This is a genomic window from Micromonospora sp. NPDC005220 (assembly GCF_040607895.1).
In the GTDB taxonomy this organism is placed as follows: domain Bacteria; phylum Actinomycetota; class Actinomycetes; order Mycobacteriales; family Micromonosporaceae; genus Micromonospora.
Map to the genome: position 1 here is coordinate 1 of NZ_JBEXHP010000086.1, position 25,050 is coordinate 25,050.

At 70.8% G+C, this 25,050-nt stretch carries 23 protein-coding genes; 14 read left to right on the top strand and 9 right to left on the bottom strand.

Going from position 1 to position 25,050, the window contains the following annotated elements; all coding sequences use genetic code 11:
- Positions 1-42 precede the first annotated feature (42 nt).
- Positions 43-720 (bottom strand): DUF998 domain-containing protein, encoded by a 678-nt coding sequence (locus ABZU52_RS24660; protein WP_354973348.1) that lies wholly within the window; start codon positions 718-720, stop codon positions 43-45.
- 201 nt (positions 721-921) lie between these two features.
- Between ABZU52_RS24660 and ABZU52_RS24665 the strand changes: the two genes are divergently transcribed.
- From ABZU52_RS24665 to ABZU52_RS24695, 7 genes are all read left to right on the top strand, one after another.
- Positions 922-1,230, top strand: a complete 309-nt coding sequence (locus ABZU52_RS24665) for a YbaB/EbfC family nucleoid-associated protein (protein WP_007466279.1) — start codon at positions 922-924, stop codon at positions 1,228-1,230.
- 8 nt (positions 1,231-1,238) lie between these two features.
- Positions 1,239-1,832, top strand: coding sequence for a recombination mediator RecR (recR, locus tag ABZU52_RS24670; protein ID WP_278149514.1), 594 nt, complete (start codon positions 1,239-1,241; stop codon positions 1,830-1,832).
- A gap of 312 nt (positions 1,833-2,144) precedes the next feature.
- On the top strand, positions 2,145-3,806 hold the full coding sequence (locus ABZU52_RS24675; protein ID WP_354973349.1) for an ABC transporter substrate-binding protein: 1,662 nt from the start codon (positions 2,145-2,147) through the stop codon (positions 3,804-3,806).
- Between the two features lie 85 nt (positions 3,807-3,891).
- Complete coding sequence (locus ABZU52_RS24680) at positions 3,892-4,896, top strand: ABC transporter permease (protein WP_145778530.1); 1,005 nt, start codon at positions 3,892-3,894, stop codon at positions 4,894-4,896.
- Positions 4,893-5,855: an ABC transporter permease gene (locus ABZU52_RS24685; protein ID WP_354973350.1), complete on the top strand. Its 963-nt coding sequence runs from the start codon at positions 4,893-4,895 to the stop codon at positions 5,853-5,855. Before ABZU52_RS24680 ends, ABZU52_RS24685 begins: the two co-directional genes overlap by 4 nt.
- 7 nt (positions 5,856-5,862) lie before the next feature.
- Positions 5,863-6,873, top strand: coding sequence for an ABC transporter ATP-binding protein (locus ABZU52_RS24690; RefSeq protein WP_354973351.1), 1,011 nt, complete (start codon positions 5,863-5,865; stop codon positions 6,871-6,873).
- A 76-nt stretch (positions 6,874-6,949) separates the two neighbouring features.
- A complete protein-coding gene (locus ABZU52_RS24695; protein ID WP_354973352.1) occupies positions 6,950-8,053 on the top strand; it encodes an oligopeptide/dipeptide ABC transporter ATP-binding protein in 1,104 nt (367 codons plus the stop codon).
- Positions 8,054-8,077: 24 nt separating this feature from the next.
- Here the strand turns inward: ABZU52_RS24695 and ABZU52_RS24700 are convergent, their stop codons facing one another.
- Positions 8,078-8,446, bottom strand: a complete 369-nt coding sequence (locus ABZU52_RS24700; protein WP_354973353.1) for a hypothetical protein — start codon at positions 8,444-8,446, stop codon at positions 8,078-8,080.
- Positions 8,447-8,460: 14 nt separating this feature from the next.
- Positions 8,461-9,099: an HNH endonuclease family protein gene (locus ABZU52_RS24705; protein WP_354973354.1), complete on the bottom strand. Its 639-nt coding sequence runs from the start codon at positions 9,097-9,099 to the stop codon at positions 8,461-8,463.
- Positions 9,100-9,206: 107 nt separating this feature from the next.
- On the opposite strand from ABZU52_RS24705, the gene ABZU52_RS24710 reads away from it, so the two are divergent.
- Positions 9,207-10,700, top strand: coding sequence for an MFS transporter (locus tag ABZU52_RS24710; RefSeq protein ID WP_354973355.1), 1,494 nt, complete (start codon positions 9,207-9,209; stop codon positions 10,698-10,700).
- Between the two features lie 30 nt (positions 10,701-10,730).
- Here the strand turns inward: ABZU52_RS24710 and leuA are convergent, their stop codons facing one another.
- Both leuA and ABZU52_RS24720 read right to left on the bottom strand, forming a co-directional pair.
- The gene (gene leuA, locus ABZU52_RS24715; protein ID WP_354973356.1) at positions 10,731-12,482 is read right to left on the bottom strand and encodes a 2-isopropylmalate synthase; all 1,752 of its coding nucleotides are present in this window, start codon (positions 12,480-12,482) and stop codon (positions 10,731-10,733) included.
- A 237-nt stretch (positions 12,483-12,719) separates the two neighbouring features.
- Positions 12,720-13,991 (bottom strand): MFS transporter, encoded by a 1,272-nt coding sequence (locus ABZU52_RS24720; RefSeq protein WP_354973357.1) that lies wholly within the window; start codon positions 13,989-13,991, stop codon positions 12,720-12,722.
- A gap of 73 nt (positions 13,992-14,064) precedes the next feature.
- On the opposite strand from ABZU52_RS24720, the gene ABZU52_RS24725 reads away from it, so the two are divergent.
- On the top strand, positions 14,065-15,057 hold the full coding sequence (locus tag ABZU52_RS24725) for an ArsR family transcriptional regulator (RefSeq protein WP_354973358.1): 993 nt from the start codon (positions 14,065-14,067) through the stop codon (positions 15,055-15,057).
- 13 nt (positions 15,058-15,070) lie between these two features.
- Here ABZU52_RS24725 and ABZU52_RS24730 read toward each other — a convergent pair whose 3' ends face one another.
- The gene (locus tag ABZU52_RS24730; RefSeq protein WP_354973359.1) at positions 15,071-15,610 is read right to left on the bottom strand and encodes a nitroreductase family protein; all 540 of its coding nucleotides are present in this window, start codon (positions 15,608-15,610) and stop codon (positions 15,071-15,073) included.
- Between the two features lie 84 nt (positions 15,611-15,694).
- Positions 15,695-16,480: a hypothetical protein gene (locus tag ABZU52_RS24735; RefSeq protein WP_354973360.1), complete on the bottom strand. Its 786-nt coding sequence runs from the start codon at positions 16,478-16,480 to the stop codon at positions 15,695-15,697.
- A gap of 258 nt (positions 16,481-16,738) precedes the next feature.
- On the opposite strand from ABZU52_RS24735, the gene ABZU52_RS24740 reads away from it, so the two are divergent.
- The gene (locus ABZU52_RS24740) at positions 16,739-18,004 is read left to right on the top strand and encodes an aspartate kinase (RefSeq protein WP_354973361.1); all 1,266 of its coding nucleotides are present in this window, start codon (positions 16,739-16,741) and stop codon (positions 18,002-18,004) included.
- A gap of 5 nt (positions 18,005-18,009) precedes the next feature.
- Positions 18,010-19,071 carry an aspartate-semialdehyde dehydrogenase gene (locus ABZU52_RS24745; RefSeq protein WP_354973362.1) on the top strand — a complete coding sequence of 354 codons (1,062 nt, stop codon included), beginning with the start codon at positions 18,010-18,012 and terminating at the stop codon, positions 19,069-19,071.
- Positions 19,072-19,103: 32 nt separating this feature from the next.
- On the opposite strand, the gene ABZU52_RS24750 is transcribed toward ABZU52_RS24745, so the two are convergent.
- Positions 19,104-20,513, bottom strand: coding sequence for a sensor domain-containing diguanylate cyclase (locus tag ABZU52_RS24750; RefSeq protein ID WP_354973363.1), 1,410 nt, complete (start codon positions 20,511-20,513; stop codon positions 19,104-19,106).
- A 199-nt stretch (positions 20,514-20,712) separates the two neighbouring features.
- Between ABZU52_RS24750 and ABZU52_RS24755 the strand changes: the two genes are divergently transcribed.
- Positions 20,713-21,492 (top strand): phosphodiesterase, encoded by a 780-nt coding sequence (locus ABZU52_RS24755; protein ID WP_354973364.1) that lies wholly within the window; start codon positions 20,713-20,715, stop codon positions 21,490-21,492.
- A 10-nt stretch (positions 21,493-21,502) separates the two neighbouring features.
- Positions 21,503-22,153, top strand: coding sequence for a histone deacetylase (locus ABZU52_RS24760; RefSeq protein ID WP_354973365.1), 651 nt, complete (start codon positions 21,503-21,505; stop codon positions 22,151-22,153).
- 78 nt (positions 22,154-22,231) lie between these two features.
- On the opposite strand, the gene ABZU52_RS24765 is transcribed toward ABZU52_RS24760, so the two are convergent.
- Complete coding sequence (locus ABZU52_RS24765; RefSeq protein ID WP_354973366.1) at positions 22,232-23,029, bottom strand: alpha/beta fold hydrolase; 798 nt, start codon at positions 23,027-23,029, stop codon at positions 22,232-22,234.
- Positions 23,030-23,307: 278 nt separating this feature from the next.
- On the opposite strand from ABZU52_RS24765, the gene ABZU52_RS24770 reads away from it, so the two are divergent.
- Positions 23,308-25,014: a bifunctional metallophosphatase/5'-nucleotidase gene (locus ABZU52_RS24770; RefSeq protein WP_354973367.1), complete on the top strand. Its 1,707-nt coding sequence runs from the start codon at positions 23,308-23,310 to the stop codon at positions 25,012-25,014.
- Positions 25,015-25,050 lie beyond the last annotated feature (36 nt).

A 25,050-nucleotide genomic window follows, 5' to 3' on the forward strand; every position in this document is an offset into this window, starting at 1 on the left:
GATCATGGAGTTGTGGTGGGTGACAAACCGCCCGTCGCCGGCCTATTCAGGCACCACAACTCCATGATCGACGGGGGCGGGGGTGGGGGGTTCGGCTAGTAGGACTCCCAGGGCGCAGGCCCAGAGGGGGAAGGGCAGGACCGCTACTCGTTCCATGCCGCCTACGCCGATACCTAGGCCCTGCTGGGCGAAGAACAGCGTCGTTCCGGCCAGCGCGATGAGGCCGGCGGTGAGGGTGAGCCGTCGCCACCTGCCGAGCGTCGTGTCACGCCTGGCGAAACTGGCGAGGAGCAGGCCGATGTTGCCCACCCCCATGATCAGGAATGCGCCGAGGACGTGCAGGTTCTCGTTGACGTCGGCCGGGTAGCGGGCCGCGAGGGCGTACCCGCCGGTGGCCAGCAGCAGGAGTGTCTGGGCCGAGCGCACCAGCGGGCCGCGGCCCAGGATTCGCCAGGTGAGTAGGAGCCCGACGGCGAGCAGTACGGCGGTGGCCAGCATCGCGGTGTTCATCAGTGGGTGCCACGGCGAGCAGACGTAGCGGGGGCGGGTGGTGTCCCAGCTGCCGCAGTGGGCGTTGCCGAGGTCGCTGATGTTGTGGGTGGCCCAGCTGTAGGTCGGTTCGCGCCACCGCAACCCGGTGATGAGGCTGGCGACGAGGAAGATGGGTGCGGCCGCGAGCCAGCACAGCGCGCCGACCCGGCCGGTGCGGTTGAGGTTCATGCCACGAGCAGACCAGTGCGACGGGGCCCGGCGCACTACCAGCAGATGGCCGGTTCGGGGTAGGGGTAGCCGTACCGGAGGGCTCGGCGTGGGCGGACGAACCGGGCGGGGCGAGGTCGGTCCCAGCGGATAGGCTGAGCGGCGGTCGAGCAGACGAGTGTGAGAAGGAGCCATCCCGTGCGCCCAGGTGGACAGCCGAACATGCAGCAGATGCTGAAGCAGGCGCAGAAGATGCAGCAGCAGATCGCCGCCGCCCAGGCCGAGCTGGCCGAGGCCGAGCTGACCGGCACCGCCGGTGGTGGGCTGGTCACCGCGACCGTCTCCGGCTCCGGTGAGCTCAAGGCCATCAAGATCGACCCGAAGGCGGTCGACCCGGATGACGTGGAGACGCTGGAAGATCTGGTCGTCGCGGCCGTGCACAACGCCGCCGAGGCGGCCCGGGAGTTGACCGAGCGCAAGATGGGCCCGGTCGCCGGCGGCATGGGCGGCCTCGGCCTGCCCGGTTTCTGAGCCGGCAGATGTACGAAGGTGCCATCCAGGATCTGATCGACGAGCTGGGTCGGTTGCCGGGCGTGGGTCCGAAGAGCGCTCAGCGGATCGCGTTCCACGTCCTCTCGGCGGATCCGGCCGACGTCAACCGGCTGGCCGGCGCGCTGCGCAAGGTCAAGGAGCTGGTGCGGTTCTGCACGACCTGCTACAACGTGGCCGAGTCCGAGCAGTGCCGGATCTGTCGCGATCCGCGCCGCACCGACGAGGTGCTGTGCGTGGTGGAGGAGCCCAAGGACGTGGTGGCCATCGAGCGGACGGGTGAGTTCCGCGGTCGCTACCACGTGTTGGGTGGCGCGATCAATCCGCTGGAGGGGATCGGTCCGGACAATCTGCGCATCCGGGAGTTGCTGATCCGGCTCGGTGGTGGCGGGGTGCGGGAGTTGATCCTGGCCACGGATCCGAACACCGAGGGCGAGGCGACCGCCACCTACCTGGCGTTGATGGTGAAGCCGATGGGCATCTCGGTGACCCGGCTGGCCAGTGGGCTGCCGGTCGGCGGCGATCTGGAGTACGCCGACGAGATCACCCTCGGTCGGGCCTTCGAGGGGCGCCGGGCGGTCTGATCCGCTGTCGTACGGCCGGTGGCCGGCACCCGGGTCGGGTGCCGGCCACCGCTGCGTCTGCCCGGAAATGATCTGACACCTGTGCCCTCATCGGGGCTGTTCGACGTAACAGTTTGGCATCGCGGGTGCAGATTGATCGGTTTTTGCCGCCGTTCACCTACGAATCGAATGTCAAGCGGCGGTTGAGGCACGATCCGATACCAACCGTCCACTCAACGGTTTCCGGGTGGACGCATCGGGAGCTATGGTCACCGCCATCGGTGACCCCTGTCACCACGTTGTCCGTACCCCCAAGGACGAGGTGAAGCACACATGCGTGCACCCAGGCCGAAGGTCGCGATCGCGGCCGTCGCGGTCGCGGCCCTCGCGGTAGCAGGCTGCGCCGAGAGCAACCGCGACGACAAATCCGGTGGTAGCAAGAAGGACACCCTCGTCTTCGGCGTCGCCGGAGACCCGAAGGTGCTCGACCCGAGCTTCGCCAGCGACGGTGAGTCGCTGCGCGTGGCGCGTCAGGTCTTCGAGACCCTGGTCCGGCCGGAGGAGGGTGGCACGAAGGTCACCCCCGGCCTGGCCGAGTCCTGGACGCCGGACGCCGCCGGCACCACCTGGACCTTCAAGCTCCGCTCGGGCGTGAAGTTCCACGACGGCACCGACTTCAACGCCGAGGCCGTCTGCGTCAACTTCAACCGCTGGTACAACGCCAAGGGCCTCATGCAGAGCCCGGACGTGACCGCGTACTGGCAGGACGTCATGGGCGGCTTCGCCAAGAACGAGGACGCGGAGCTCCCGCCGAGCCTCTTCAAGTCGTGTGCCGCCAAGGACGCGACCACTGTGGACCTGGCGTTCACCCGCGTCTCCAGCAAGATCCCGGCCGCGCTGATGCTCCCCTCGTTCTCCATCCACAGCCCGAAGGCGTTGCAGGAGTTCGACGCGAGCAACGTCGCGGGCACCGCCGAGGACATCAAGTACCCGGCGTACGCCACGGCGCACCCGACCGGCACCGGCCCGTTCAAGTTCAAGGCCTGGGACGTCGCGAACAAGACGCTGACCCTGGAGCGCAACGAGGACTACTCGGGCCCCAAGGCCAAGCTGAAGACCCTCATCTTCAAGACGATCTCGGACGAGAACGCCCGCAAGCAGGCGCTGCGCTCCGGTGACATCCAGGGCTACGACCTGGTCGGCCCGGCCGACGTCGACCCGCTGAAGAACGAGGGCTTCAACGTCCTCACCCGCCCGGCGTTCAACGTGCTCTACCTGGCGATCAACCAGAAGGGCAACCCGAAGCTCGCCGACCTCCGGGTCCGGCAGGCCATCGCGTACGCCCTGAACCGTCAGCAGCTGGTCACCTCCAAGCTGCCGCCGGGCGCCAAGGTCGCCGACAACTTCATGCCGGACACCGTCGAAGGCTGGAACGGTGACGTCACGAAGTACACCTACGACCCGGCCAAGGCGAAGGCGCTGCTGGCCGAGGCCGGCGCGTCGAACCTGACGCTGAAGTTCCACTACCCGACCGAGGTCACCCGGCCGTACATGCCGAACCCGAAGGACATCTTCGAGTTGCTCTCGGCGGACCTGAAGGCCGTCGGCATCACCGTCGAGGCGATCCCGCTGAAGTGGAGCCCGGACTACCTGAACGCCACCACCTCGGGTAGCAAGCACGACCTCCACTTCCTCGGCTGGACCGGTGACTACGGCGACGCCTACAACTTCATCGGTACCTTCTTCGACCGGCCGAAGGACGAGTGGGGCTTCAACAACAAGGCCCTGTTCGACCAGTTCAAGGACGCGGACACCACCGCCGACATCGCGGCCCGGACCGAGAAGTACAAGGCCCTGAACAAGTCCGTGATGGACTTCCTGCCCGGTGTGCCGATCTCGCACTCGCCGCCGGCGATCGTGTTCGGCAAGGACGTGACCGGCGTCAAGGCGAGCCCGCTCACCGACGAGCGGTTCTCCACCGCCGAGTTCAAGTAAGTCCTGATCTGACGCAGCAAGGAACGCGGGCGGGCGCTGGAGCACAGCGCCCGCCCGCAACCCTCCGCACCCCTTCGAGGCCGCCGTGTTCCGGTTCATCGTCAGGCGCCTGCTTCAGCTGATACCCACGCTGTTCGGGCTCTCCCTCCTGCTCTTCATCTGGCTCCGCCGACTCCCCGGCGGCCCCGAGACCGCCATCCTCGGCGAGCGCGGCACCCCCGAGATGCGGGCCGCGATCCGCCGCAACATGGGGCTCGACGAGCCCATCCTGGTGCAGTACGGCCGTTTCGTCCGCCGGCTGATCAAGCTCGACCTGGGCACCTCGACCTCCACCAAGCGGGCGGTCACCACGGAGTTCATCGAGCGCTTCCCCGGCACCGTCGAGCTGACCATCACCGCGATGATCATCGCGATCGGTGTCGGTATCCCGCTGGGCTACCTGGCCGCCCGTCGTCGCGGCCGCTTCCTGGACCACGCGTCAGTGGGCGGCTCGCTGATCGGCATCTGCATCCCGGTCTTCTTCCTGGGCTACGTGCTCAAAGCGATCTTCTCGGAGAACCTGCACTGGTTCCCGTCCAGCGGCCGGCAGGACCCGACGCTCGGGGCTACCCGGGTAACCAACTTCTTCGTCCTCGACGGGTTGATGACCCGTGAGTGGGACGCCGCCGCCGACGCCCTCTGGCATCTGGTCTTGCCCAGCATCGCCCTGGCCAGCATCCCGCTGGCGATCATCGTCCGGATCACCCGGGCGAGCGTGCTGGAGGTGCTGAACGAGGACTTCGTACGGACCGCCGAGGCGAAGGGCCTGACCGAGCAGACGGTTCGTCGCCGGCACGTCCTGCGCAACGCCATGCTGCCGGTGGCCACCTCGATCGGTCTGCTCGCGGGCGGCCTGCTCTCCGGCGCGGTGCTGACCGAGACCGTCTTCGCCTTCAGCGGCATCGGAGCGTTCGTCGCCGAGGCCATCGGCCAACGCGACTATCCGGTGCTGATGGGCTTCATCCTGATCATCGCGGTGGTGTACGTGCTGGTGAACCTCCTGGTCGATCTCTCCTACAGCTTCATCGACCCGAGGGTGAGGGTGCGATGACACTCAGCCCAGGCAAGAAGCGCGAAAAGATCGACCGGCTCTCCGAGCTGGCCGCCCGCGACGACGAGCGGGGTGTCAGCCTCTGGCAGGAGGCGTTCCGCCGGCTGCGCGGCAACCCGGCCGCGATCGTCGGCGCGGTCATCCTGGCGATCTTCGTACTGGTCGCGGTGGTCGGCCCGTTCCTGGTGCCGTACGCGCCGACGGACACGATCGGCATCCGGGAGGGGCTGATCAAGCCGGGTGTCATCCCCGGCCCGACCGGCGAGCACTGGTTCGGTTACGACCACCAGGGCCGTGACGAGTTCAGCCGGATGATCGTGGGCGCCCGCCAGACCCTGCTGGTCGGCGTGGTCTCCACCCTGATCGGTCTGGCGATCGGCGCGCTGATCGGTGGCGTCTCCGGCGCTGCGGCCGGTCTCGGTGGCCGGTGGGGGCGGTGGATCGACACCACCCTGATGCGCTTCATCGACATGCTGCTGGCGATGCCGAGCCTGCTGTTGGCGGTGAGCATCGCGGCTCTGCTCGGGGCCAGCCTGACCACCGTGATGATCGCGGTCGGCGTGGTCTCGGTGCCGGTCTTCGCCCGGCTGCTGCGCGGCTCGATGATCTCCCAGGCGAACAGCGACTACGTGCTGGCGGCGACCTCGCTCGGCGTCAAGAAGTCGAAGATCGCGCTGACCCACGTGGTGCCGAACTCGCTCGCCCCGGTGATCGTGCAGGCCACGCTGACCCTGGCCACCGCGATCATCGAGGCCGCGGCGCTCTCCTTCCTCGGCCTCGGCAACCCGGACACCGCCGTACCGGAGTGGGGGGTCATGCTCGCCGACGCGCAGCAGTACCTCGGCATCCGGCCGTCGCTGGCGATCTACCCGGCCGTCGCGATCATCATCACCGCGCTCGGCTTCACCCTGCTGGGTGAGGCGATGCGTGAGGCCCTCGACCCGAAGCTGCGGAAGTAGGCCCCCAATGGCACTGCTCGAAGTTGAAGATCTCTCCGTCACGTTCGCCCGCCGCGGTCAGCGGGCCGTGCACGCGGTGGACGGGGTGTCCTTCTCGGTCGATGCCGGTGAGGTGGTGGGCCTGGTCGGCGAGTCCGGCTGCGGCAAGAGCGTCACCTCGCTCGCGATCATGGGTCTGTTGCCCAAGCAGCCCGGCCTGCGGGTCGGCGGCAAGGCCGTCTTCGACGGCACCGAGCTGCTCCAGCTCGACGACCGGTCGCGGCGGGACATCCGGGGCCGGGACATCGCGATGATCTTCCAGGACCCGCTCTCCTCACTGAACCCGGTGATCCCGATCGGGTTGCAGGTGACCGAGGTGCTCACCCGGCACCGGGGGATGAAGGGTGAGGTCGCGGCGAAGGAGGCGGCGGCGCTGCTGGACCGGGTCGGTATCCCCGACCCGAAGCGGCGGCTCAAGGAGTACCCGCACCAGCTCTCCGGTGGGATGCGCCAGCGTGCGCTCATCGCGATGGCGGTGGCCTGCCAGCCTCGGCTGCTGATCGCCGACGAGCCGACCACCGCGCTGGACGTCACCATCCAGGCCCAGATCCTGGAGCTGCTCAAGGAGCTGGTCCGGGACTCCGGCACCGCACTGCTGATGATCACGCACGATCTGGGCGTGGTGGCCGGCATGTGCGACACCGTCAACGTGCTCTACGGCGGCCGGGTGGTGGAGACGGCCCGCCGTCGTCCGCTGTTCCGCCAGCCGCGTCACCCGTACACCGTGGGTCTGCTCGGCTCGGTGCCGCGCCTGGACGCCGGGCGGGGCGAGAAGCTCAACCCGATTCCCGGTTCGGTCCGCGACCTGCTGCCCTGGCCGGACGGTTGCGCCTTCGCCCCGCGCTGCGCCCGACGGACCGACGAGTGCGTGGGTGAGCCGCCGGAGCTGGTGCACGCGCACGACGGACGGAGCTACCGGTGCGTCAACCCGGAGCCGCTGCCGGGCATGGTGCCCGCCCCGCGCGAGGAGGAAGCGTGAGCGAGCGTAGCGAGCGAACCATCAGGCACAGCAGCGTGGCGTCTCACGCCGGCGCGGAGCGAAGCGGAGTGCTGGCGTGAGTGACAACGACATCCTCGTCGAGGTGCGTGACCTGAAGGTGCACTTCCCGATCAAGCGGGGGGTGCTCTTCGACCGGGTCGTCGGCCACGTGAAGGCCGTCGACGGGGTCGACCTGAGCATCGCGCGGGGCAAGACGTACGGCCTGGTCGGCGAGTCCGGCTGCGGCAAGTCCACGTTGGGTCGGGCGCTGCTCCAGCTCACCCCGCCGACCGCCGGTGAGGTCAGCTTCGACGGTGTCGAGCTGACCACGCTGGCGCCCGGCAAGCTGCGCAGCATGCGTCGCCGGATGCAGATGATTTTCCAGGACCCGATGTCCAGCCTCGACCCCCGGCAGAACGTCGAGTCGATCCTGACCGAGGGCCTGCAGACCCACGGGATCGGCACCGACCGCACCGACCGTCGACGGATCATCGGCGAGACCCTGGACGCGGTCGGGCTGCCGCGCTGGGCGCTGTCCCGCTACCCGCACGAGTTCTCCGGCGGGCAGCGGCAACGCATCGGCATCGCCCGCGCGCTGGTGCTCGGACCGGAGCTGATCGTCGCCGACGAGCCGGTCTCCGCGCTCGACGTGTCGATCCAGGCCCAGGTGGTCAACCTGCTGGACGAACTCCAGGACAGCCTGGGGCTGACCTACCTGGTGATCGCGCACGACCTCGCGGTGGTCCGGCACATCTCCGACACGGTCGGCGTGATGTACCTGGGGGCGCTGGTCGAGGAGGCACCGAGCGACCGGCTCTACACCGAGCCGCTGCACCCGTACACCAGGGCGTTGATGTCCGCGGTGCCGGTGCCGGACCCGGACGTGGAGGACCGCCGGGAGCGGATCCTGCTCGCCGGTGACCTGCCGTCGCCAGCCAACCCGCCGTCCGGCTGCCGCTTCCACACCCGCTGCCCGTGGGCGCAGCCCACCCGCTGCGCGGACGAGCGACCGGTGCTGCGGGAGATCGGCGCCAGCCGGGTGGCCTGTCACTTCGCCGAGCAGATCGCCAGCGGCGAACTGCGCCCGCACGGGGTCAGCGCGCAGATCGTCCGGCCCGAGGGCGAGGGGGACACGCCAGGCGTGGTCTCCGCACCCACCGAGCCCGGTTCGTACGTCTGAGACTGGACGCGGTGCCGGCGGCCGTCACCCCTCGGGGCGGTTCAGCAGCCCCACCGCGACGCCGTGCACCGCGTCCAGCCCAGCCGCATCGGCCAACGTGACCGACGTACCGGTCACCGTGTACCACTCGTCCGCGTCCTTGTACTGCACCCGCAGGGTGACCTTGCCGTCCGCGTACTCCGTGCGCAGCGTCAGATCACCGGTGACGACGCCGACCTCGTCGGTCATCACGCCGCCGGGGCCGGGCACGATGTCGGTGGTGCGGGTCTGCGGGCCGGCCGCGCCGCCCGAGTCCGCGACCATGCCGGCACCCGGCACGGCGGCGGGGGTCTCGGCGGTGCCGTCGGCGATCATCCCGGCGGCGGACGGGCCGCTCTGCTCGGCGGCGGTCACGACTGGCTCCCCACTCAACAGCCCTCCAACATGTCGGTCAGGGCGGCCTTTTCCGCGGTGGTCACGGTCAGCCGCCAGTAGTGCTTGACCGCAACCCAGTCCTGTGCGTATTTGCACCAGTACGATCGGTTTGCCGGCTTCCACTGGGACGGGTCCTGGTCACCCTTTGCCCGGTTCGAGGCGGCGGAAACCGCGAAGAGCTGCGGACGAATGGTGTCGTTGGCGAAATCGCCCCGCTTCGCGTTGTCCCACTCGTCGGCACCCGAGCGCCACGCGTTGGCCAACGGAACCATGTGGTCGATGTCCACGTCGGAGGGGTCCGAGAAGCTGCGGCCGTCGTACACGCTCTCCCAGCGCCCACCGACCACGTTGCAGCCGGAGAGCTTCACGTCCTTGCCGTCGCGTTGCAGGATGCTGTCCCGGACATCGCAGTTCTTGCCGGTGTCCCGCCAGTGCGGGAAACGTTCCCGGCTGTAACCCTTCATCGAGCCGGCGGTAGCGACGGTGAGTTGGCTGAGCTGCTCCGAGGCGTTGCCGCCGTCGCTCGGCGGCGGTGTGGTCGGCTCATCCTGCGGGACGCAACCGGCCACGCCGAGCGCCAGCGCCGCGGCAAGCGCGGCCACCGCCGCTCGCGGTCCTGATCTGGTACGCACAGACGACACCTCTCCAGCTTGGGGGCTTCCGGCGATTGCGCACAGTACCCGGGCACGGTTTCGGCGTTTCGCGGCGTCTCCCACATGATGCAAGGCAGATTGGTGGGATGACCGCACCCGTACCGGCGACCGCCCTCCGGATGGGCACCACCGCCGGCCGGGGCACGCTGCTCGCCGCCGTACTCGCCTCTGGAATGGTCTTCCTCGACACCACCGTCGTCAACGTGGCGCTGCCGAAGCTCGGGCAGGACCTCGGCGCTAACGTGGCCGATCTCCAGTGGACCATCAACGGCTATCTGCTGATGCTGGCGGCGTTCGTGCTGCTCGGCGGTGCGCTCGGGGACCGCTTCGGCCGGCGACGCGTCTTCCTCATCGGCGTGGTCTGGTTCACCACCGCCTCCGTGCTGTGCGGGCTGGCCCAGGGCACCGGTTGGCTGATCGGGGCCCGGTTCCTCCAGGGCGCCGGTGGCGCGTTGCTCACCCCCGGGTCGCTGTCGGTGCTCCAGTCGAGTTTCCACCCCGACGACCGGGGCCGCGCGATCGGTGCCTGGGCCGGGCTGTCCGGGGTGTCCACCGCGCTGGGCCCGTTCATCGGAGGTTGGCTGATCGACGCGCTCTCCTGGCGCTGGATCTTCTTCCTCAACCTGCCGATCGCCCTGCTGGTGCTGCTGGCCGCGTTGCGCTGGGTGCCGGAGAGCCGGGACGAGAGCGCCTCCCGGACCGAGGGACGGGATCGGACCCGACGGCGTTTCGACGTCGCCGGAGCCCTGCTCGGAGCGCTCGCGTTGGCCGGCGTCACCTACGCCCTGATCGACGTGCCGGCACGCGGGTTCGACTCCGCCGAGGTGCTGATCGCGGCGGTGGTCGGGGTGCTCTCCGCGGTGGCCTTCGTGCTGCTGGAGCGGCGGCGCGGCGATGCCGCGATGCTGCCCACCGGGCTGTTCAGCAGCCGGCTCTTCTCGGTGCTGAACCTCTTCACCGTGGTCGTCTACGCGGCGCTCGGCGGCTTCACCTTCTTCTTCGCCGTCTACCTGCAGAACGTGGTCGGGTGGTCGGCCTTCCGCACCGGCATCGCGTTGCTGCCGATGACCCTGCTGCTCCTGGTCGGGTCGGCGCGGGCCGGTGCGCTGTCGGCGCGGATCGGCCCGCGGCTGCCGCTGGCCATCGGACCGGTGATCGCCGCGCTCGGTCTGCTGCTGCTGCGCGGCGTCGGACCGGGCGCGTCGTACTGGCGGGACGTGCTGCCCGGGGTGCTGCTCTTCGGCATCGGGCTGACCCTGGTGGTGGCACCGCTGACCGCGTCGGTGCTGGCCGCCGTGCAGGACCGGTTCTCCGGGGTGGCCAGCGGCTTCAACAACGCCGCGTCCCGCGCCGGTGGCCTGCTCGCGGTGGCGTCGCTGCCGCTGCTGGTCGGGCTCTCCGGCGGGGGGTACGAGCAGAAGGCCGAGCTGACCGACGCGTTCCGCTCAGCGATGGAGTGGTGCGCCGGGCTGCTCGTGGTCGGCGCGGTGCTGGCCCTCGCGCTGGTCCACCGACCGCCCCGGCAAGCCCCGCCGTCCCAACCCTGCCATTCGCTGCCCGCCGCCACGCCCCCGAGGTAGCGAACCACCTCGGGGACGCAGCGCCTGAGATCAGCGGCGAGCGCGGTTGGCGGCGCTGGTGACCGCCTTGATCGACGCGGTGACGATGTTGGCGTCGGTGCCGACACCCCAGACCGTCTTCCCGTCCACCTCACACTCCACGTACGCGGCGGCCTGCGCGTCACCACCCGAGGAGAGCGCGTGCTCGTGGTAGTCGAGCACCCGCACGCCCACCCCGACCGACTGGAGCGCGTTCACGTACGCGTCGATCGGGCCGTTGCCGACCGCGGCGAGGGACCGCTGCTCGCCACCGACACCGACGTGGGCCTCGATCTCGACCTTGCCGTCGGCGGTGCCGATCGTGTAGCCGGCCAGGCGGACGGCCGGGTCGGGCTGGTGGTCGAGCAGGTAGTGGGTCGCGAAGATCTCCCACATGGCGGTCGGGTCGACCTCGCCGCCGTCGTGGTCGGTGACCTGCTGCACCACCCCGGAGAACTCGATCTGGAGCCGGCGCGGCAGGTCCAGCTGGTGCTCGCTCTTCATGATGTACGCGACGCCGCCCTTGCCGGACTGCGAGTTGACCCGGATGACCGCCTCGTAGGTGCGGCCCAGGTCCTTCGGGTCGATCGGCAGGTACGGCACCGCCCAGGTGTGCTCGTCCACCGGTACGCCGGCAGCTTTCGCGTCGGCGGTGAGGGCGTCGAAGCCCTTCTTGATGGCGTCCTGGTGGGAGCCGGAGAAGGCGGTGTAGACCAGGTCACCCGCGTACGGGTGGCGCTCGTGCACCGGCAGCTGGTTGCAGTACTCGACGGCTCGCCGGATCTCGTCGATGTTCGAGAAGTCGATCATCGGGTCGATGCCCTGGGAGAAGATGTTGAGCCCCAGGGTCACCAGGTCGACGTTGCCGGTGCGCTCACCGTTGCCGAACAGGCAGCCCTCGATGCGGTCCGCACCGGCCAGCAGACCCAGCTCGGCGGCGGCCACGCCGGTGCCCCGGTCGTTGTGCGGGTGCAGGCTCAGCACCACGCTGTCCCGGCGCGGCAGGTGCCGGTGCATCCACTCGATCGAGTCGGCGTACACGTTGGGGGTGGCCATCTCGACGGTGGCCGGCAGGTTGATGATCAGCGGCCGGTCGGGGGTCGGGTCGATCACGTCGATCACCCGGGAGCAGACTTCCAGCGCGTACTCCAGCTCGGTGCCCGTGTACGACTCCGGCGAGTACTCGTAGAAGATCTCCGTGTCCGGGGTGTGGATCTCCGCGTACTTCTGGCAGAGCCGCGCGCCGGTGGTGGCGATGTCGGCGATGCCGTCCTTGTCCAGGCCGAAGACCACCCGCCGCTGGAGGGTGGAGGTCGAGTTGTAGAAGTGCACGATGGCCCGCTTCGCGCCGCGCAGAGACTCGAACGTCCGGTCGATCAGGTGCTCCCGGCACTGCGTGAGCACCTGGATGGTGACGTCGTCCGGGATCATGTCCTCTTCGATGAGCTGCCGGACGAAGTCGAAGTCGGTCTGGCTGGCCGACGGGAAACCGACCTCGATTTCCTTGTAGCCCATCTGGACCAGCAGCTGGAACATCCGGCGCTTGCGCTCCGGCGACATCGGGTCGATCAGGGCCTGGTTGCCGTCCCGGAGATCCACCGCGCACCAGCGCGGCGCGGCCTCGACGGTGCGGGTGGGCCAGGTGCGGTCCGGCAGGTCGACCCGGAACTGCTCCTGGTACGGCTGGTAGCGGTGGTACGGCATCCGGCTCGGGCGTTGCCGGGCGATCGGATCGGTATCAGCGTCGGTGACAGGTTGAGCCATCTCAGAGTGCTCCCTGGAACATGTGGCGTCAGCAGATCGGAAGGTGTCAGCGAATCGCCGGGCGACGGTGCGCGGCGGTGCCGATAAGAAACTCAGATGTGCTGGACGGCGCGATGCGACTCCGCGACGAGGTGCCGGCCGGTCAGGCCTCGTCGCGGCGGCTAAGGAGGAGAAGCGCCTGCCACATGACCACGTCACCCTACGTGATGTAACGGAGGGTGGGAAGGTGGGTCCGGACTATGGGACCAGCGTCATGGTCTGCTCCGGGGCGTCGGCGCCCAGCCTCGGGGTCCGTCCGGCCCAGCCCACGACGGGCACGATAACCAGCCCCACCAGGACGAAGATCGCCGCTGCCGGGAACCAGCCCCACCCGCCGGTGGTCACCCCGAGCGCGGTCAGCCCCGCCGGGGCGATCAGGTACTGCACCTGCGTGCCGAGACGGAACGCCCCCACGTACGCGCCACGTTGGGCGGCCGGCGGCAGGGTGGCGGTGAGCCCCCAGGTGCCCGCCGACTCGATCAGCTCGGCCAGGATCAGTACCGTCGCGGCGGCCACCAGCAGCACGATGGTGAACCCGCCCCGGGTGACCCCGGAGATCGGCAGGACCAGACAGAACAGGGCGATCAGTAGGGCTCCTCGGCGAGAGGCCCGGGCCGCGCCCTCGGCGGTGTCGGCGCCCCGGCTGGCGCGTACCTGGAGCAGCACGATCAGGACCGTGTTGAGCAGCACCAGAGCGGCGATCACCGTCTTCGGGGCGTCGGTGTGGGTGAGGATCCAGAGCGGCATCACCGTCAGGTAGAGCGTCTGGTGCGCGGTGAGCAACCCGGACAGCAGGGACACGGCCATGAACGGGCGGTCCCGGAGCACGGCGAGCCGGCTCATCGGCTCCACCGGCCGGGTCGTCCGGGGCAGTCGGGGCAGTCGCCGCACGAACAGGGCCGTCACCAGGATCACCGCCGCGATGAACCAGACCATTGCGCGGTACGCCTCGATCGTGTCCACCGCCAGCACCAGGCCGCTGATCACCGCGCCCAGCCCGAAGCCGACGTTCAACGACGAACGCTGGTACGCCATCGCCGTGACCCGTTCGGCCGGGGGGAGCGCGTTGATCGAGTAGACCTGGCGGGCCACGCCGGTCGACGCGTCCACCGCCGCCAGCGCCACCACCACGGCGAGGAAGCTCGCGAAGCCGCCCACGAACGGGTACGACGCGAAGAGCGCCGCGTCCAGCACCAGCCCGACGATCCACACCCGCTGCGGCCCGAACCGGTCGGTCAGCCCGCCCAGCGGCACCGTGCCGAGCAGCGACACCCCCGCCGCGATGGACAGGCCCAGCCCGACCTGGGCGGCGCTGAGCCCTAGCGCCCGGGTGAAGAAGACGGCGCTGCCGGCGTGGAACAGGCCGCTGCCGACGGCGTAGACCATGGCCTGCACGGCCAGGGCACGGGTGATCCCGGCCGGAGGTACGACGTTTCGGACAGCGGTGCGGATGTTCTCTCTGGCCCCCATGGGCGGTGAGTGAATCGTGTTCCCCTGGTTCCGGTCGAACCTTTTAGGCTGGGTCGAATCCTACGTGCGGGGGGTGCGTGTGTCCGAGTTGCGGTTCAGCCTGGCCGACGTCGCGGGAGTGCGGCTCGCCGTGTCGCCGGCCAACGAGACGGTCATGAGCATGTGGGCGATGGCCAGCCCGGTCCGCTACGCGGTGCACCTGCCGTGGATCGACCGGGCCCGGGTGACGCTGCGCCGTCCCGAGGTCGCCGCCCGGGTCCGACCGCTGACGGCGCTGGCCCGGCGGGGTTGCTGGCTGCCCGACTTCCTCACCCCGGCGGCCCGGCCGAACGTGGAGATGGCCGAGCAGCTCGACCAGATCGCGGCGACGCCGCCGGCCGTGGTGGTCCAGGATCTGCTGGCGACCACCGCGCGCCGGCCGCTGAGTCCGTTCGGGCAGGCGTTGCTCGCCGACCCTCGCGGGCTGCTGCCGCAGCTCGTCGACGCGGTGCGGGTCTGGTACGACGAGGCGATCGCCCCGGACTGGCCGCGGATGCGGGCGCTGCTCGACGCCGATGTGGCGTACCGAGCCGCCCAGCTCGCCGAGGGCGGTGCCGGTCGGTTCTTCGAGCAGCTCCACCCGAGCCTGCGCTGGCTCGGCGATCGGGTGGTCAGCGACGACCCGTTCGAGCGGGACTTCGACCTCCGCGGTCGAGGGTTGGCGCTGAACCCGACGGTGTTCACCGAGCGGCGGGTGCTGTGGAACCTCCTGGAGGACTCGTTGCCGGCCGGCGCGTACCCGGTCCGGGCGGTCGGGACGCTCTGGGAGGCGACCGGGCCACCGCCCGGCGACCCGCTGGCGCGGGTGATCGGCCCCGGTCGGGCGGCGCTGCTGCACCTGCTCGACACGGCGACCACCACCACCGACCTGGCCCGGCTCACCGGGCTGTCCGCCGGAAACGTCTCCCAGCACCTGGCCGCGCTGCACGCCGCCGGCCTGGTCAACCGGTCTCGACAGGGCCGGTACGTCCTCTACCGCAACACCGCCGCCGCGGCCGTCCTGCTGCGCGCCAGTCGGGGCGAGTAGCCCCGGCAGTCGATCAGCCGAGCAACAGGTCGGCGAGGGGCCGACGGCGACGCAGGCCGGTCTCCTCGGGGACGAGGTCCGCCGGCAGGCTGAGTGGGTCGCCGAGCTGCCCGACGACGAGTACCGCGTACGGCCGCACGTCGGCGGGAAGGTGCAGGTCGCAGGCGAGTCCGGCGCGGTCCACTGTCAGCACCTGCCGCACGTGCAGCCCCAGCGCGGTGGCCTGCACGGTGAGATGAGCGACCGCCTGACCGAGGTCGTACGCGACCCCGTCGGCCGGTGCGGCGTCCGGGTCGACGTGTGCGGCGAGCAGCAGCGCGGCGGCCCGGTGCGCCCACCGTTGGTCGCGCTCGGGCAGGTTGACCAGGATGCGCTTCCACGTCTCGTCGTTCCGGTAGCCGAGGGTGAACCGCCAGGGCTGGCGGTTGCCCAGGGAGGGTGCCCAGCGGGCCGCCTCCAACAGGGAGGACGCGTCGGCCGCGCTCAACTCCGCGGTGGGGTGGAACGCCAGTGGACTCCAGCGGTAGGCGAGCAGTGGAGTGAGGTCGGCCATGGGACAGATCGTCCCGTATGGGTGATTCGCCGCCCAGGACGGGGTAACCAAATGTGGGCAAGAGCACCCGTAACGGGACGAAGATCAGGGCGTTCCCGCGCCCGCGCTCTCCGACGGGTCCGGGGTCGGCGCCGCGGTGTCCAGCGGCTCCCGATCGACCACCACCGGGCCGGCCAGCTGCACCGTGGCCGGCGCCGGGGCGGGCGGAGCGGCCAACCTCAGCGTCCCGGCCCCGGTCCGGACGCCGGTCGGCGTGCCGTCCTGGTCGTAGCAGTAGATGCCCACATCCAGCGGAGCGTTGAGCGACGCCGAGGTGGAGTCCACCGAGTAGCAGGTGCCGGTGACGCCCTTGGGTGCGGTGGCCGGGGCGACCGCCAACGGGGCGCGGCGGTCGGTGAGCACGTCCAGCCAGTCGGTGAGCGGGTGCTGGACCCGGGGGTCCGACCGGCGGGGGATCGCGTCGTCGCGCTCACCCAGGCGTACGCAACTCGCCGACTCGGCATGACCGGTCGACGGCAGGGCGCACTGGAACAGCCCGTCGGCCGTGCTGGCCATCGACACATCGGCGGTGCCACCCAACGCGCCCCCCGGCACGTCGACCCGCCAGCTGCCGTCGTTCGCGCTGGTGAACACGATGGTCCGATCGGGTTGGCCGGCCTGGCTGTACACGTACTGGGCCACCAGGTGACGGTCCTGAGCCGCCGCGGCCAGCGCGGCCAACTCATCGCGCGCGGCGTCCACCTCGACCGGCCCCGGATCGGCGGGTGGCGGGGGAGGCGGCTGTTCACTGGTGCAGGCGACCAGGAGTGCCGACAGGGCGAGGACGAGCGGCCCGAGCACGCGGCCGGCCGAGCGGTTGAGGACGGGCACCGGCCCATTCTGGTGGGTGCGGGCGGTTGGTGGGTGCCGACGCGTACCGGGCCCGTTCCGGCGTGTCGGGCGGGCCGTTTCCGCGTACCGCCCGACCTGGTGGGACCGGCCCGGCCGGCCCCGGACGGGCCGGATGGTGGGATCACCTGACCCGGCGTCGTTACCCGCCGGATACCCTCATGGGGTCTGACACGCGCCGCCGGCCCCGGTTCCGGCGGCGTCGGCACGCTCAGGGTCGCTGGGAGGGAGTGCACCGTCGTGGCACTCGTGGTGCAGAAGTACGGCGGGTCCTCCGTCGCCAACGCCGAGCGGATCAAGCGGGTGGCCGAGCGCATCGTCGCCGCCCGCAAGGCCGGCGACGACGTGGTGGTGGTGGTCTCCGCGATGGGCGACACCACCGACGAGCTGCTCGACCTGGCCAACCAGGTCAGCCCGCTGCCGCCGGGCCGTGAGCTGGACATGCTGCTCACCGCCGGGGAGCGGATCTCCATGGCCCTGCTGGCCATGGCCATCCACAACCTGGGGTACGAAGCCCGCTCGTTCACCGGTTCGCAGGCCGGCGTGATCACCACCTCGGTGCACGGCCGCGCCCGGATCATCGATGTCACCCCCGGGCGGCTCAAGGGCGCGCTCGACGAGGGGTCGGTGGTCATCGTGGCCGGCTTCCAGGGCGTCTCGCAGGACACCAAGGACGTCACCACGCTGGGTCGCGGTGGTTCGGACACCACCGCCGTGGCGCTCGCCGCCGCCCTGCACGCCGACGTCTGCGAGATCTACACCGACGTGGACGGCATCTTCACCGCCGACCCGCGGATCGTGCCCAACGCCCGGCACATTCAGCACATCACGTACGAGGAGATGCTGGAGCTGGCCGCCTGCGGCGCGAAGGTGCTGCACCTGCGTAGCGTGGAGTACGCCCGGCGGGCGGGGTTGCCGATCCACGTCCGTTCGTCATACTCGACCAACACCGGCACGATGGTCACCGGATCGATGGAGGACCCTTCCGTGGAGCAGGCACTGATCACCGGGGTCGCGCACGACCGCAGCGAGGCCAAGATCACGATCGTCGGGGTGCCCGACGAGCCGGGTGCCGCCGCGCGGATCTTCGACACCGTCGCCGGCGCCGAGATCAACATCGACATGATCGTGCAGAACGTCTCCACCGAGGGCACCGGCCGGACGGACATCTCGTTCACCCTGCCCAAGGCCGACGGCCCCACCGCGATGGCCGCGCTCAGCAAGATCCAGGAGCCGGTCAAGTTCAAGGGCCTGCTCTACGACGACCACGTCGGCAAGGTCTCGCTGATCGGCGCCGGCATGCGCTCGCACCCCGGGGTGGCGGCCGGCTTCTTCGCCGCGCTCGGCGCGGCCGGGGTCAACATCGAGATGATCTCCACCTCCGAGATCCGGGTCTCCGTGGTCTGCCGGGACACCGACCTCGACGCCGCCGTCCGCGCCATTCACGACGCGTTCGAGCTGGGCGGCGACACCGAAGCCGTGGTCTACGCGGGGACGGGTAGGTAGCGCCGATGACGGCGCTGCCCACCCTTGCCGTGGTCGGAGCGACAGGTGCCGTCGGCACCGTGATGTGTGAGCTGCTCACCGGGCGGCGCAACGTCTGGGGCGAGATCCGGCTGCTCGCCTCCGAGCGCTCCGTCGGGCGTCGGGTGCGCTGCCGGGGCGAGGAACTCGTCGTCCAGGCGCTGACCCCCGAGGCGTTCGACGGGGTCGACGTGGCCATGTTCGACGTGCCCGACGAGGTCTCCGCCGAGTGGGCGCCGATCGCCGTCAGCCGAGGCGCGATCGCTGTCGACAATTCCGGCGCGTTCCGGATGGACCGCGACGTCCCGCTGGTCGTTCCGGAGATCAACCCCGAGCAGGTCCGCAACCGACCCCGGGGCATCATCGCCAACGCCAACTGCACCACCCTCGCGATGATCGTCGCGGTCGCGCCGCTGCACCGCGAGTACGGCCTACGGGAGTTGGTGCTCGCCTCCTACCAGGCGGTCTCCGGGGCCGGACAGGCTGGCGTGGACATCCTGCACGACCAGCTCACCAAGGTCGCCGGCGATCGGGCGCTGGGCTCGCGCACCGGCGACGTACGCCAGGCGGTCGGCGACGACCTGGGCCCGTTCCCGGCGCCGATGGCGCTCAACGTGGTCCCCTGGGCCGGCTCCCCGGCGGACAGCGGCTGGTCATCGGAGGAGATGAAGATCCGCAACGAGTCGCGGAAGATCCTCGGTCTCCCCGACCTGAAGGTCTCCGCCACCTGCGTCCGGGTGCCGGTCGTGACCGGCCACTCGGTGGCCGTGCACGCGGTCTTCGCCACCGAGGTCGACGCCGAGGGCGCCCGCGAGGCGCTGCGCAACGCCCCCGGCGTGATCCTGGTCGACGACCCCGCGGCCGGGGAGTTCCCGATGCCGATCGATGCCGTCGGCACCGACCCGTCCTGGGTCGGCCGGATCCGCCGCGCCCTGGACGATCCCCGGGCTCTGGACTTCTTCGTCACCGGCGACAACCTCCGCAAGGGCGCAGCCCTCAACACCGCCCAGATAGCCGAACTCCTAGCCAAAGAGCTCCGCACCTCCTGACCGCGCGCCACACCCCACTGGGGGCGGGGCGGTTAGGCCGCGGAGAGTTGGACGCCGTCTCGGCCCTGGCGCTTTACCGCGTAGAGGGCCTGGTCGGCTCTTTTCAGGGTGCCGTTGGGGGTTTCGCCGGGGCGGGGTAGCGCGACGCCCACGCTGATCGTGCGGCCGATGCGTCGGGCCGCCTCGGTCAACCGTTCGGCGATCCGGACCGCCTCCTCCGGGCGGCTCACCTCGATCACCGCGACGAACTCGTCGCCGCCGATCCGGTACAACTCGTCGCCGTGCCGCAGCGCACCCTCCAACGCCCGCGCCAACCCGACCAGCACCCGGTCACCGGCCTGGTGGCCGTACGTGTCGTTCACGCTCTTGAAGCCGTCCACGTCGATCGCCAGCAGGGCCGTACGCCCGGGGGTGGCCGCCGCGATCCGCTGCCCGAACGGGCCGGTGTGCCGCAACCCGGTCAACGGGTCGGAGCTGGCCTGCTCCCGCAGTCGGGCCAGCGTGCGCAGCCGGTCCACGCTCGTCCAGGCCTGCCCGGCGAGCAACTCCATCAGGCTGACCGTGGTCGGGTCCGGACGCAGCGCGCGTTCGTCGGCGACCAGCAACACCCCACCGGCGTCCGTCGGCCCGACCGGCACGGCGACCAGCGTGCGTACCCCCGCCCGGGTCAGCGGCCGGTAGTCCTCGGTCGGCGGGTGCCCGGCCTCGCCCAGCGTGTAGCCGGCGCCGTACCGGTGTGCCCGCTCGACCATCCGGTTCAGGGCGGCCGGACCCGCCCCGGCCAACTCGGCACGGATCCGGGTCTCCAGGTCACTCGGCGTCGCCGGGGACGGGCCGAGCTGACCGCCGATCAGCAGCAGCGCGGTGGAGAGCGTGGAGACCTCCCGGGCGGCGCCGGCCGCCACCCCCATCACCTCCTCCTCGGTCGGCGCGGAGGAGAGCGCGGCCGCGTGCCGGAGCAGCTTCTCGCTGCGGCTCTCCGCCGGTGGGCCACCGAGGGCGGCGATCCGCGCGCCGAGCCCGTCGGCCAGCCGCTGCGCGGTCTCCCGCCACGGCTCCAGGTCGGTCGGCTCACTCCACTGCAGGTCGAGTACGCCGATCGCCCGGCCCGTCGGGTCCAGCACCGGTACGCACAGCTCGGCGGTCACGTCCGGGCGTACAGGTAGGTAGTCCGGGTCGACGGTGACGTCCGGAACGACGGCGGGAGCGCCGCTCGCGTACACCCGGCCGACGATGCCGGTCCGCGCCGGCACGGTGGCGAAGACCTGCCAGGCCCCGGTCGCCGCGACGCAGCGCAGGCGGTCGTGGACCGCGAGCAGCACGGAGATGGTCGCCGGGGTGTGCCGGGACAGCGCGGTGACCGTCCATCGACACGCCTCCGGCGCGCTCGACGCCATCGGCAGGCGGACGGTGACGTCACGGATGACTCGCTGATGATCCACTCGCACGTCGTTCCAGGTAGGGGAGGGGCCCGGCCGACGCCGAACCGCTCGATCAAGCGTACTCACGCTGACTGGGGCCAACCGGGCTTCGTACACACGTGCTATCCACAGGGTGTGGACGCAGCCTGTGGACGCCTGCTCCCCAGGATGCCGCGCCCGGCGATAGCGTGAAGCAACCCGGCGCCGAGGAGGCGAGCCCATGCTCATCGCCCAGCTCAGTGACCCGCACCTGACCACCGGCCTGCTCGCCGCCGAACCGGCCGCCGGGTTGCACCGAGCGCTCGGACGGGTGCTGGCGCTGCGACCCCGACCGGACTGCGTGGTGATCACCGGCGACCTTGCCGACCACGGCCAGCCCGACGAGTACGCGGCGCTGCGCGAGGTGATCGGCCGGTTCCCGCTGCCGGTGCACCTGACCACCGGCAACCATGACGACCGGGAGTCCCTGCTCGACGCGTTCGGCGGCACACCGTGGCTCGGCGGCGGCTTCTCGGCGTACTACCACGTCGATCACGAGGCGGCGTCCGTCGTGGTGCTCGACTCGCTCGTCCCCGGCAGCGACGGCGGCCAACTAGGTGAGGAACAACTCGGTTGGCTCGACGGGGTGCTCGCCGGGCGGCCCGAGGTGCCCGCCGTGATCTTCCTGCACCACCCGCCGGTCGCGGTCGGTATCCCCGCGGCGGACTCCATCCGGCTCGCCGACGGTGACGCGCTCGCCGAGGTGATCGGCCGCCACCGGCACGTCGTACGGGTCGCCGCCGGCCATTTGCACCGCCCGGTCACCACGGCGTACGCGGGCACGGTCCTCACCGTGGCACCCAGCACGTGGAAGCAGAGCACGCTCACCATGAGCGCCGACGAGCAGATCGGTTGGGTGCACGAGCCCACCGCCTTCCTGCTGCACTCGGTCGAGGCCGGCGGCTGTGTGACGCACACCGTGCAGGTGAGCCACTCCGCCGGGCAGACCTGCGGCTTCTGAGGTCGCCGCCGTGCTGGTCTGGTACGTCTCGTACGGCTCGAACATGCACGCCGCCCGGCTGGCCTGGTACATCGGTGGCGGCTGCCCACCCGGCGGAAAGCGGACCTACCCGGGCTGCCGCGATCGGCGTCCCCCGAGCCGGTCGGCGCCGGTGTCGCTGCCCGGCGGCATCTACTTCGCCGGCGAGTCCGGGGCCTGGACCGGCGGCATGGCCTTCTACGACCCGCACCTGCCGGGCGAGGCCGCGGCCCGCGCCTACCTGGTCACCCTGGAGCAGTTCACCGACATCGCGGCCCAGGAGATGTACCGCCCGCCGGGCGACTTGGCCGAGCTGGTCCCGGCGACCGGCGCGGCAATCGACGCCGCCGTCGCCAACGGACGGGCCACGCTCGGCCCGGGACGGTACGAGACGCTGGTCTGCCCGGGTAGCCGCGACGGCGTTCCGATGCTCACCTTCACCGCACCCGACGGGGCGTCAACCGCGCGGTGCCGACCACCCGCGCCGATCTACCTCGGCATGATCGCCCGGGGCCTACGCGAGTCGCACGGCTGGCCCGCCGAGCGGATCGCCACCTACCTGGCGGCCCGGCCCGGCGTGGCGGGCGCCTGGCCGTCGGACGCCGTAGCGGCACTGGTCGACGAGGTGCTGGCCGACGGCTGAGCCGCCGGGTGCGCGCCAGTCCGGGGTGCCTCCCATCATCTGCCCGCCGTGCGCTGGTCGGGCGGTGTGTCGGTGCCGTCAACCGAGCAGGAACTCGCGCAGCACCGGGGCCAGGGTCGTCGGCGGAACCTCGTGGTAACCGCCGTCGAGGCTCACCGACCGGCCGCCCGGCACGGCCTCGGCCGCCGCCCGACTCGCATCCCGCAACCACTGTGGACTGCCGGTGCTGTCCAGCGCGAGGGTCGGCGCGGTGATGGTCGCCAGCAGGTCGGCGGGGAGTCGCCCTCCGGCGGTGACGATCGCGTCGTACACCAGGGTGTGTGCCACCGCCGTCAGCCCGGCCCACATCGGTTGCGACCGCATCTCGGTGATCTGCTCGGCCGGCAACCCCACCGAGGCGCTGAGGAAGATCTCCAACGCGCCGTCCCGGTCGTCGGCGGCGATCAGCTCGATGAGCTGCGGGGTGATGTCCTTGTGGACGCCCACGTGCGTGCCGACCTTGAACGGTGGCTCGAACAGGACCAACCCGGTCACCGGCAGGCCCTGTGCGGTGGCGAGGGCGGCCAGGACGGCGCCGGAGGAGATGCCGTAGACGGCGGCGGAACCACCTGCCGCCGCGATCAGGGCGGCCAGGTCGTCGATCTCACGGCCGACCTCGTACGGTGCGGTGTCGCCGCTGTGGCCCCGACCCCGACGGTCATAGCCGAAGGCGGTGAAGTCCGGTGCCAATGCCGCAGCCAGGTCGCGGGTCGTGTGGCGATCGCCGAACGCGCCGCCGACCAGGATGACGGCCGGCCCGGCACCGGACCGCTCGAACGCGATGGGCGTGCCGTCCGCCGATCGCACCTGCTCCACCACCGGAGTCGGTCCGCTCACGATGCCTCCTGTCCGCGTTGGCTGTCTCGTCCTTTCTAGACCCTGGGTCGGACACTGTGCGGCAGACCGTGCCAAACGGTGATCGATTCCTGGTCTCGGCGTACCCGCTGCTCCGATGTGCTGCCCGGGTCGACCGGTGGGCGTCCGGATGAGAAGCTTTCGGGGCGGGGGCCCATGCTCAACCACCGCCATCCGCGACCCTTTCGACGGCGTCCGTCGGCGGCCCCGGTCGACCCAGAGGCCGGGCACCGTACGCGCCGATTCTCACAAGGAGATCCATGTTCATACCCGGGATGCGTCGGGCCGCTGTCGGCCTGACCGCGCTCGCGGTGGCCGCCCTCGGCGCGGTCGCCACCAGCCCTGAGCAAGCCGACGCGCGGCCGAAGCCGGTCGACGTCACCCTGCTGGCCCTCAACGACTTCCACGGCAACCTCGAACCCCCGAGCGGCTCCAGCGGCACCATCGCCGGGCAGACCGCCGGAGGCGTCGAATACCTCGCGACCCACCTGGCCGAGCTGCGCGCGGCCGCCAAGAAGAAGAACACCATCACGGTCGCCGCCGGTGACCTGATCGGCGCGTCCCCGCTGCTCTCGGCCGCGTTCCACGACGAGCCGACCATCGAGGCGCTGAGCATGGCCGGGCTGGACTACGCCAGCGTCGGCAACCACGAGTTCGACGAGGGCGCCGCCGAGCTGCTGCGGATCCAGAACGGCGGCTGCCACCCCGTCGACGGCTGCGCCGACGGCACCCCGTACCGGGGCGCCGGCTTCCAGTACCTGTCCGCGAACGCCTTCAAGACCGCGACCGGCAAGCCGCTGATGGCGCCGTACGCGATCCACAAGGTGCAGGGTGTCAAGGTCGGCTTCATCGGCATGACCCTGGAGGGCACCCCGCAGATCGTCAGCCAGCAGGGCGTTGCCGGTCTCAGCTTCGCCGACGAGGCGGACACCGCCAACCGGTACGCTCGTGAGCTGCGCCGCAAGGGCGTACAGGCGATCGTGGTTCTGCTGCACGAGGGCGGCACCCAGGCCGCGACCGGTGGGATCAACGACTGCGTCGGCATGACCGGGCCCATCGTGGACATCGCCAACCGGATGGACCCGTCGATCGACGTGGTGGTCAGCGGCCACACCCACCAGGCGTACAACTGCAACATCAACGGCAAGCTGGTCACCAGTGCCAGCTCGTTCGGCCGCCTGGTCACCGACATCGACCTCAAGATCGACCCGCGGAGCGGCGACGTGATCTCCGCCGCCGCGAACAACGTCGTGGTCAGCCGGGACGTCGCCAAGGACCCGAAGCAGACCGCGCTGATCAACAAATACAAGACGGTGCTCGGCCCGGTCGCCGGACGCCAGGTCGGTGTGACCAGCCAGGCGATCACCCGGAGCCAGGAAACCCTCTTTGGTACGAGTCTGGGCGAATCGCCACTGGGCAACCTGATCGCCGACGCGCAGCTCGCCGCCACCGACGACGAACAGAACGCGGTCGCCGCCTTCATGAACCCGGGCGGCGTCCGGGCCGACCTCGACGCCGGCCCGGTCACCTACGAGGAGGCGTTCACGGTCCAGCCGTTCGCCAACAACCTGGTGACACTGGACCTCACCGGCGCGCAGCTCTACTGCGTCCTGGAGCAGCAGTTCGTGACCGGTCGAACCCTGTACCCGTCGGCCACGGTGGGCTACGTGGTCGACCCGAACGGCACCACCGGTACGGTCGCCAACCCGTGCGCCGGCACCCGCGTGGTCCGGGGCAGCCTCACCATCGGCGGCACCGCCGTCGACACCGCCGCCACCTACCGGGTGACGGTGAACAACTTCCTGGCCGGCGGCGGTGACGGCTTCAGCGCCCTCACCGGCGGGACGAACCAGGTCACCGGTCAGATCGACCTGGACGCGTTCGTGGCGTACCTGACCGCGCAGTCGCCGGTCTCCGCCCCGGCGCTGGACCGGATCCGCACCACCGCCGAGGTCCCCGCCGCCTGACGGACGACCCCGCGACGTCGGGCCCCGGAGCAACAG

Bases quoted from the DNA above. Each gene is read 5' to 3' on its own strand.
- ABZU52_RS24660 (WP_354973348.1), bottom strand. From the start codon at position 720: ATGAACCTCAACCGCACCGGCCGGGTCGGCGCGCTGTGCTGGCTCGCG.
- ABZU52_RS24665 (WP_007466279.1), top strand. From the start codon at position 922: ATGCAGCAGATGCTGAAGCAGGCGCAGAAGATGCAGCAGCAGATCGCC.
- recR (WP_278149514.1), top strand. From the start codon at position 1,239: ATGTACGAAGGTGCCATCCAGGATCTGATCGACGAGCTGGGTCGGTTG.
- ABZU52_RS24675 (WP_354973349.1), top strand. From the start codon at position 2,145: ATGCGTGCACCCAGGCCGAAGGTCGCGATCGCGGCCGTCGCGGTCGCG.
- ABZU52_RS24685 (WP_354973350.1), top strand. From the start codon at position 4,893: ATGACACTCAGCCCAGGCAAGAAGCGCGAAAAGATCGACCGGCTCTCC.
- ABZU52_RS24690 (WP_354973351.1), top strand. From the start codon at position 5,863: ATGGCACTGCTCGAAGTTGAAGATCTCTCCGTCACGTTCGCCCGCCGC.
- ABZU52_RS24710 (WP_354973355.1), top strand. From the start codon at position 9,207: ATGACCGCACCCGTACCGGCGACCGCCCTCCGGATGGGCACCACCGCC.
- leuA (WP_354973356.1), bottom strand. From the start codon at position 12,482: ATGGCTCAACCTGTCACCGACGCTGATACCGATCCGATCGCCCGGCAA.
- ABZU52_RS24720 (WP_354973357.1), bottom strand. From the start codon at position 13,991: ATGGGGGCCAGAGAGAACATCCGCACCGCTGTCCGAAACGTCGTACCT.
- ABZU52_RS24730 (WP_354973359.1), bottom strand. From the start codon at position 15,610: ATGGCCGACCTCACTCCACTGCTCGCCTACCGCTGGAGTCCACTGGCG.
- ABZU52_RS24745 (WP_354973362.1), top strand. From the start codon at position 18,010: ATGACGGCGCTGCCCACCCTTGCCGTGGTCGGAGCGACAGGTGCCGTC.
- ABZU52_RS24755 (WP_354973364.1), top strand. From the start codon at position 20,713: ATGCTCATCGCCCAGCTCAGTGACCCGCACCTGACCACCGGCCTGCTC.
- ABZU52_RS24770 (WP_354973367.1), top strand. From the start codon at position 23,308: ATGTTCATACCCGGGATGCGTCGGGCCGCTGTCGGCCTGACCGCGCTC.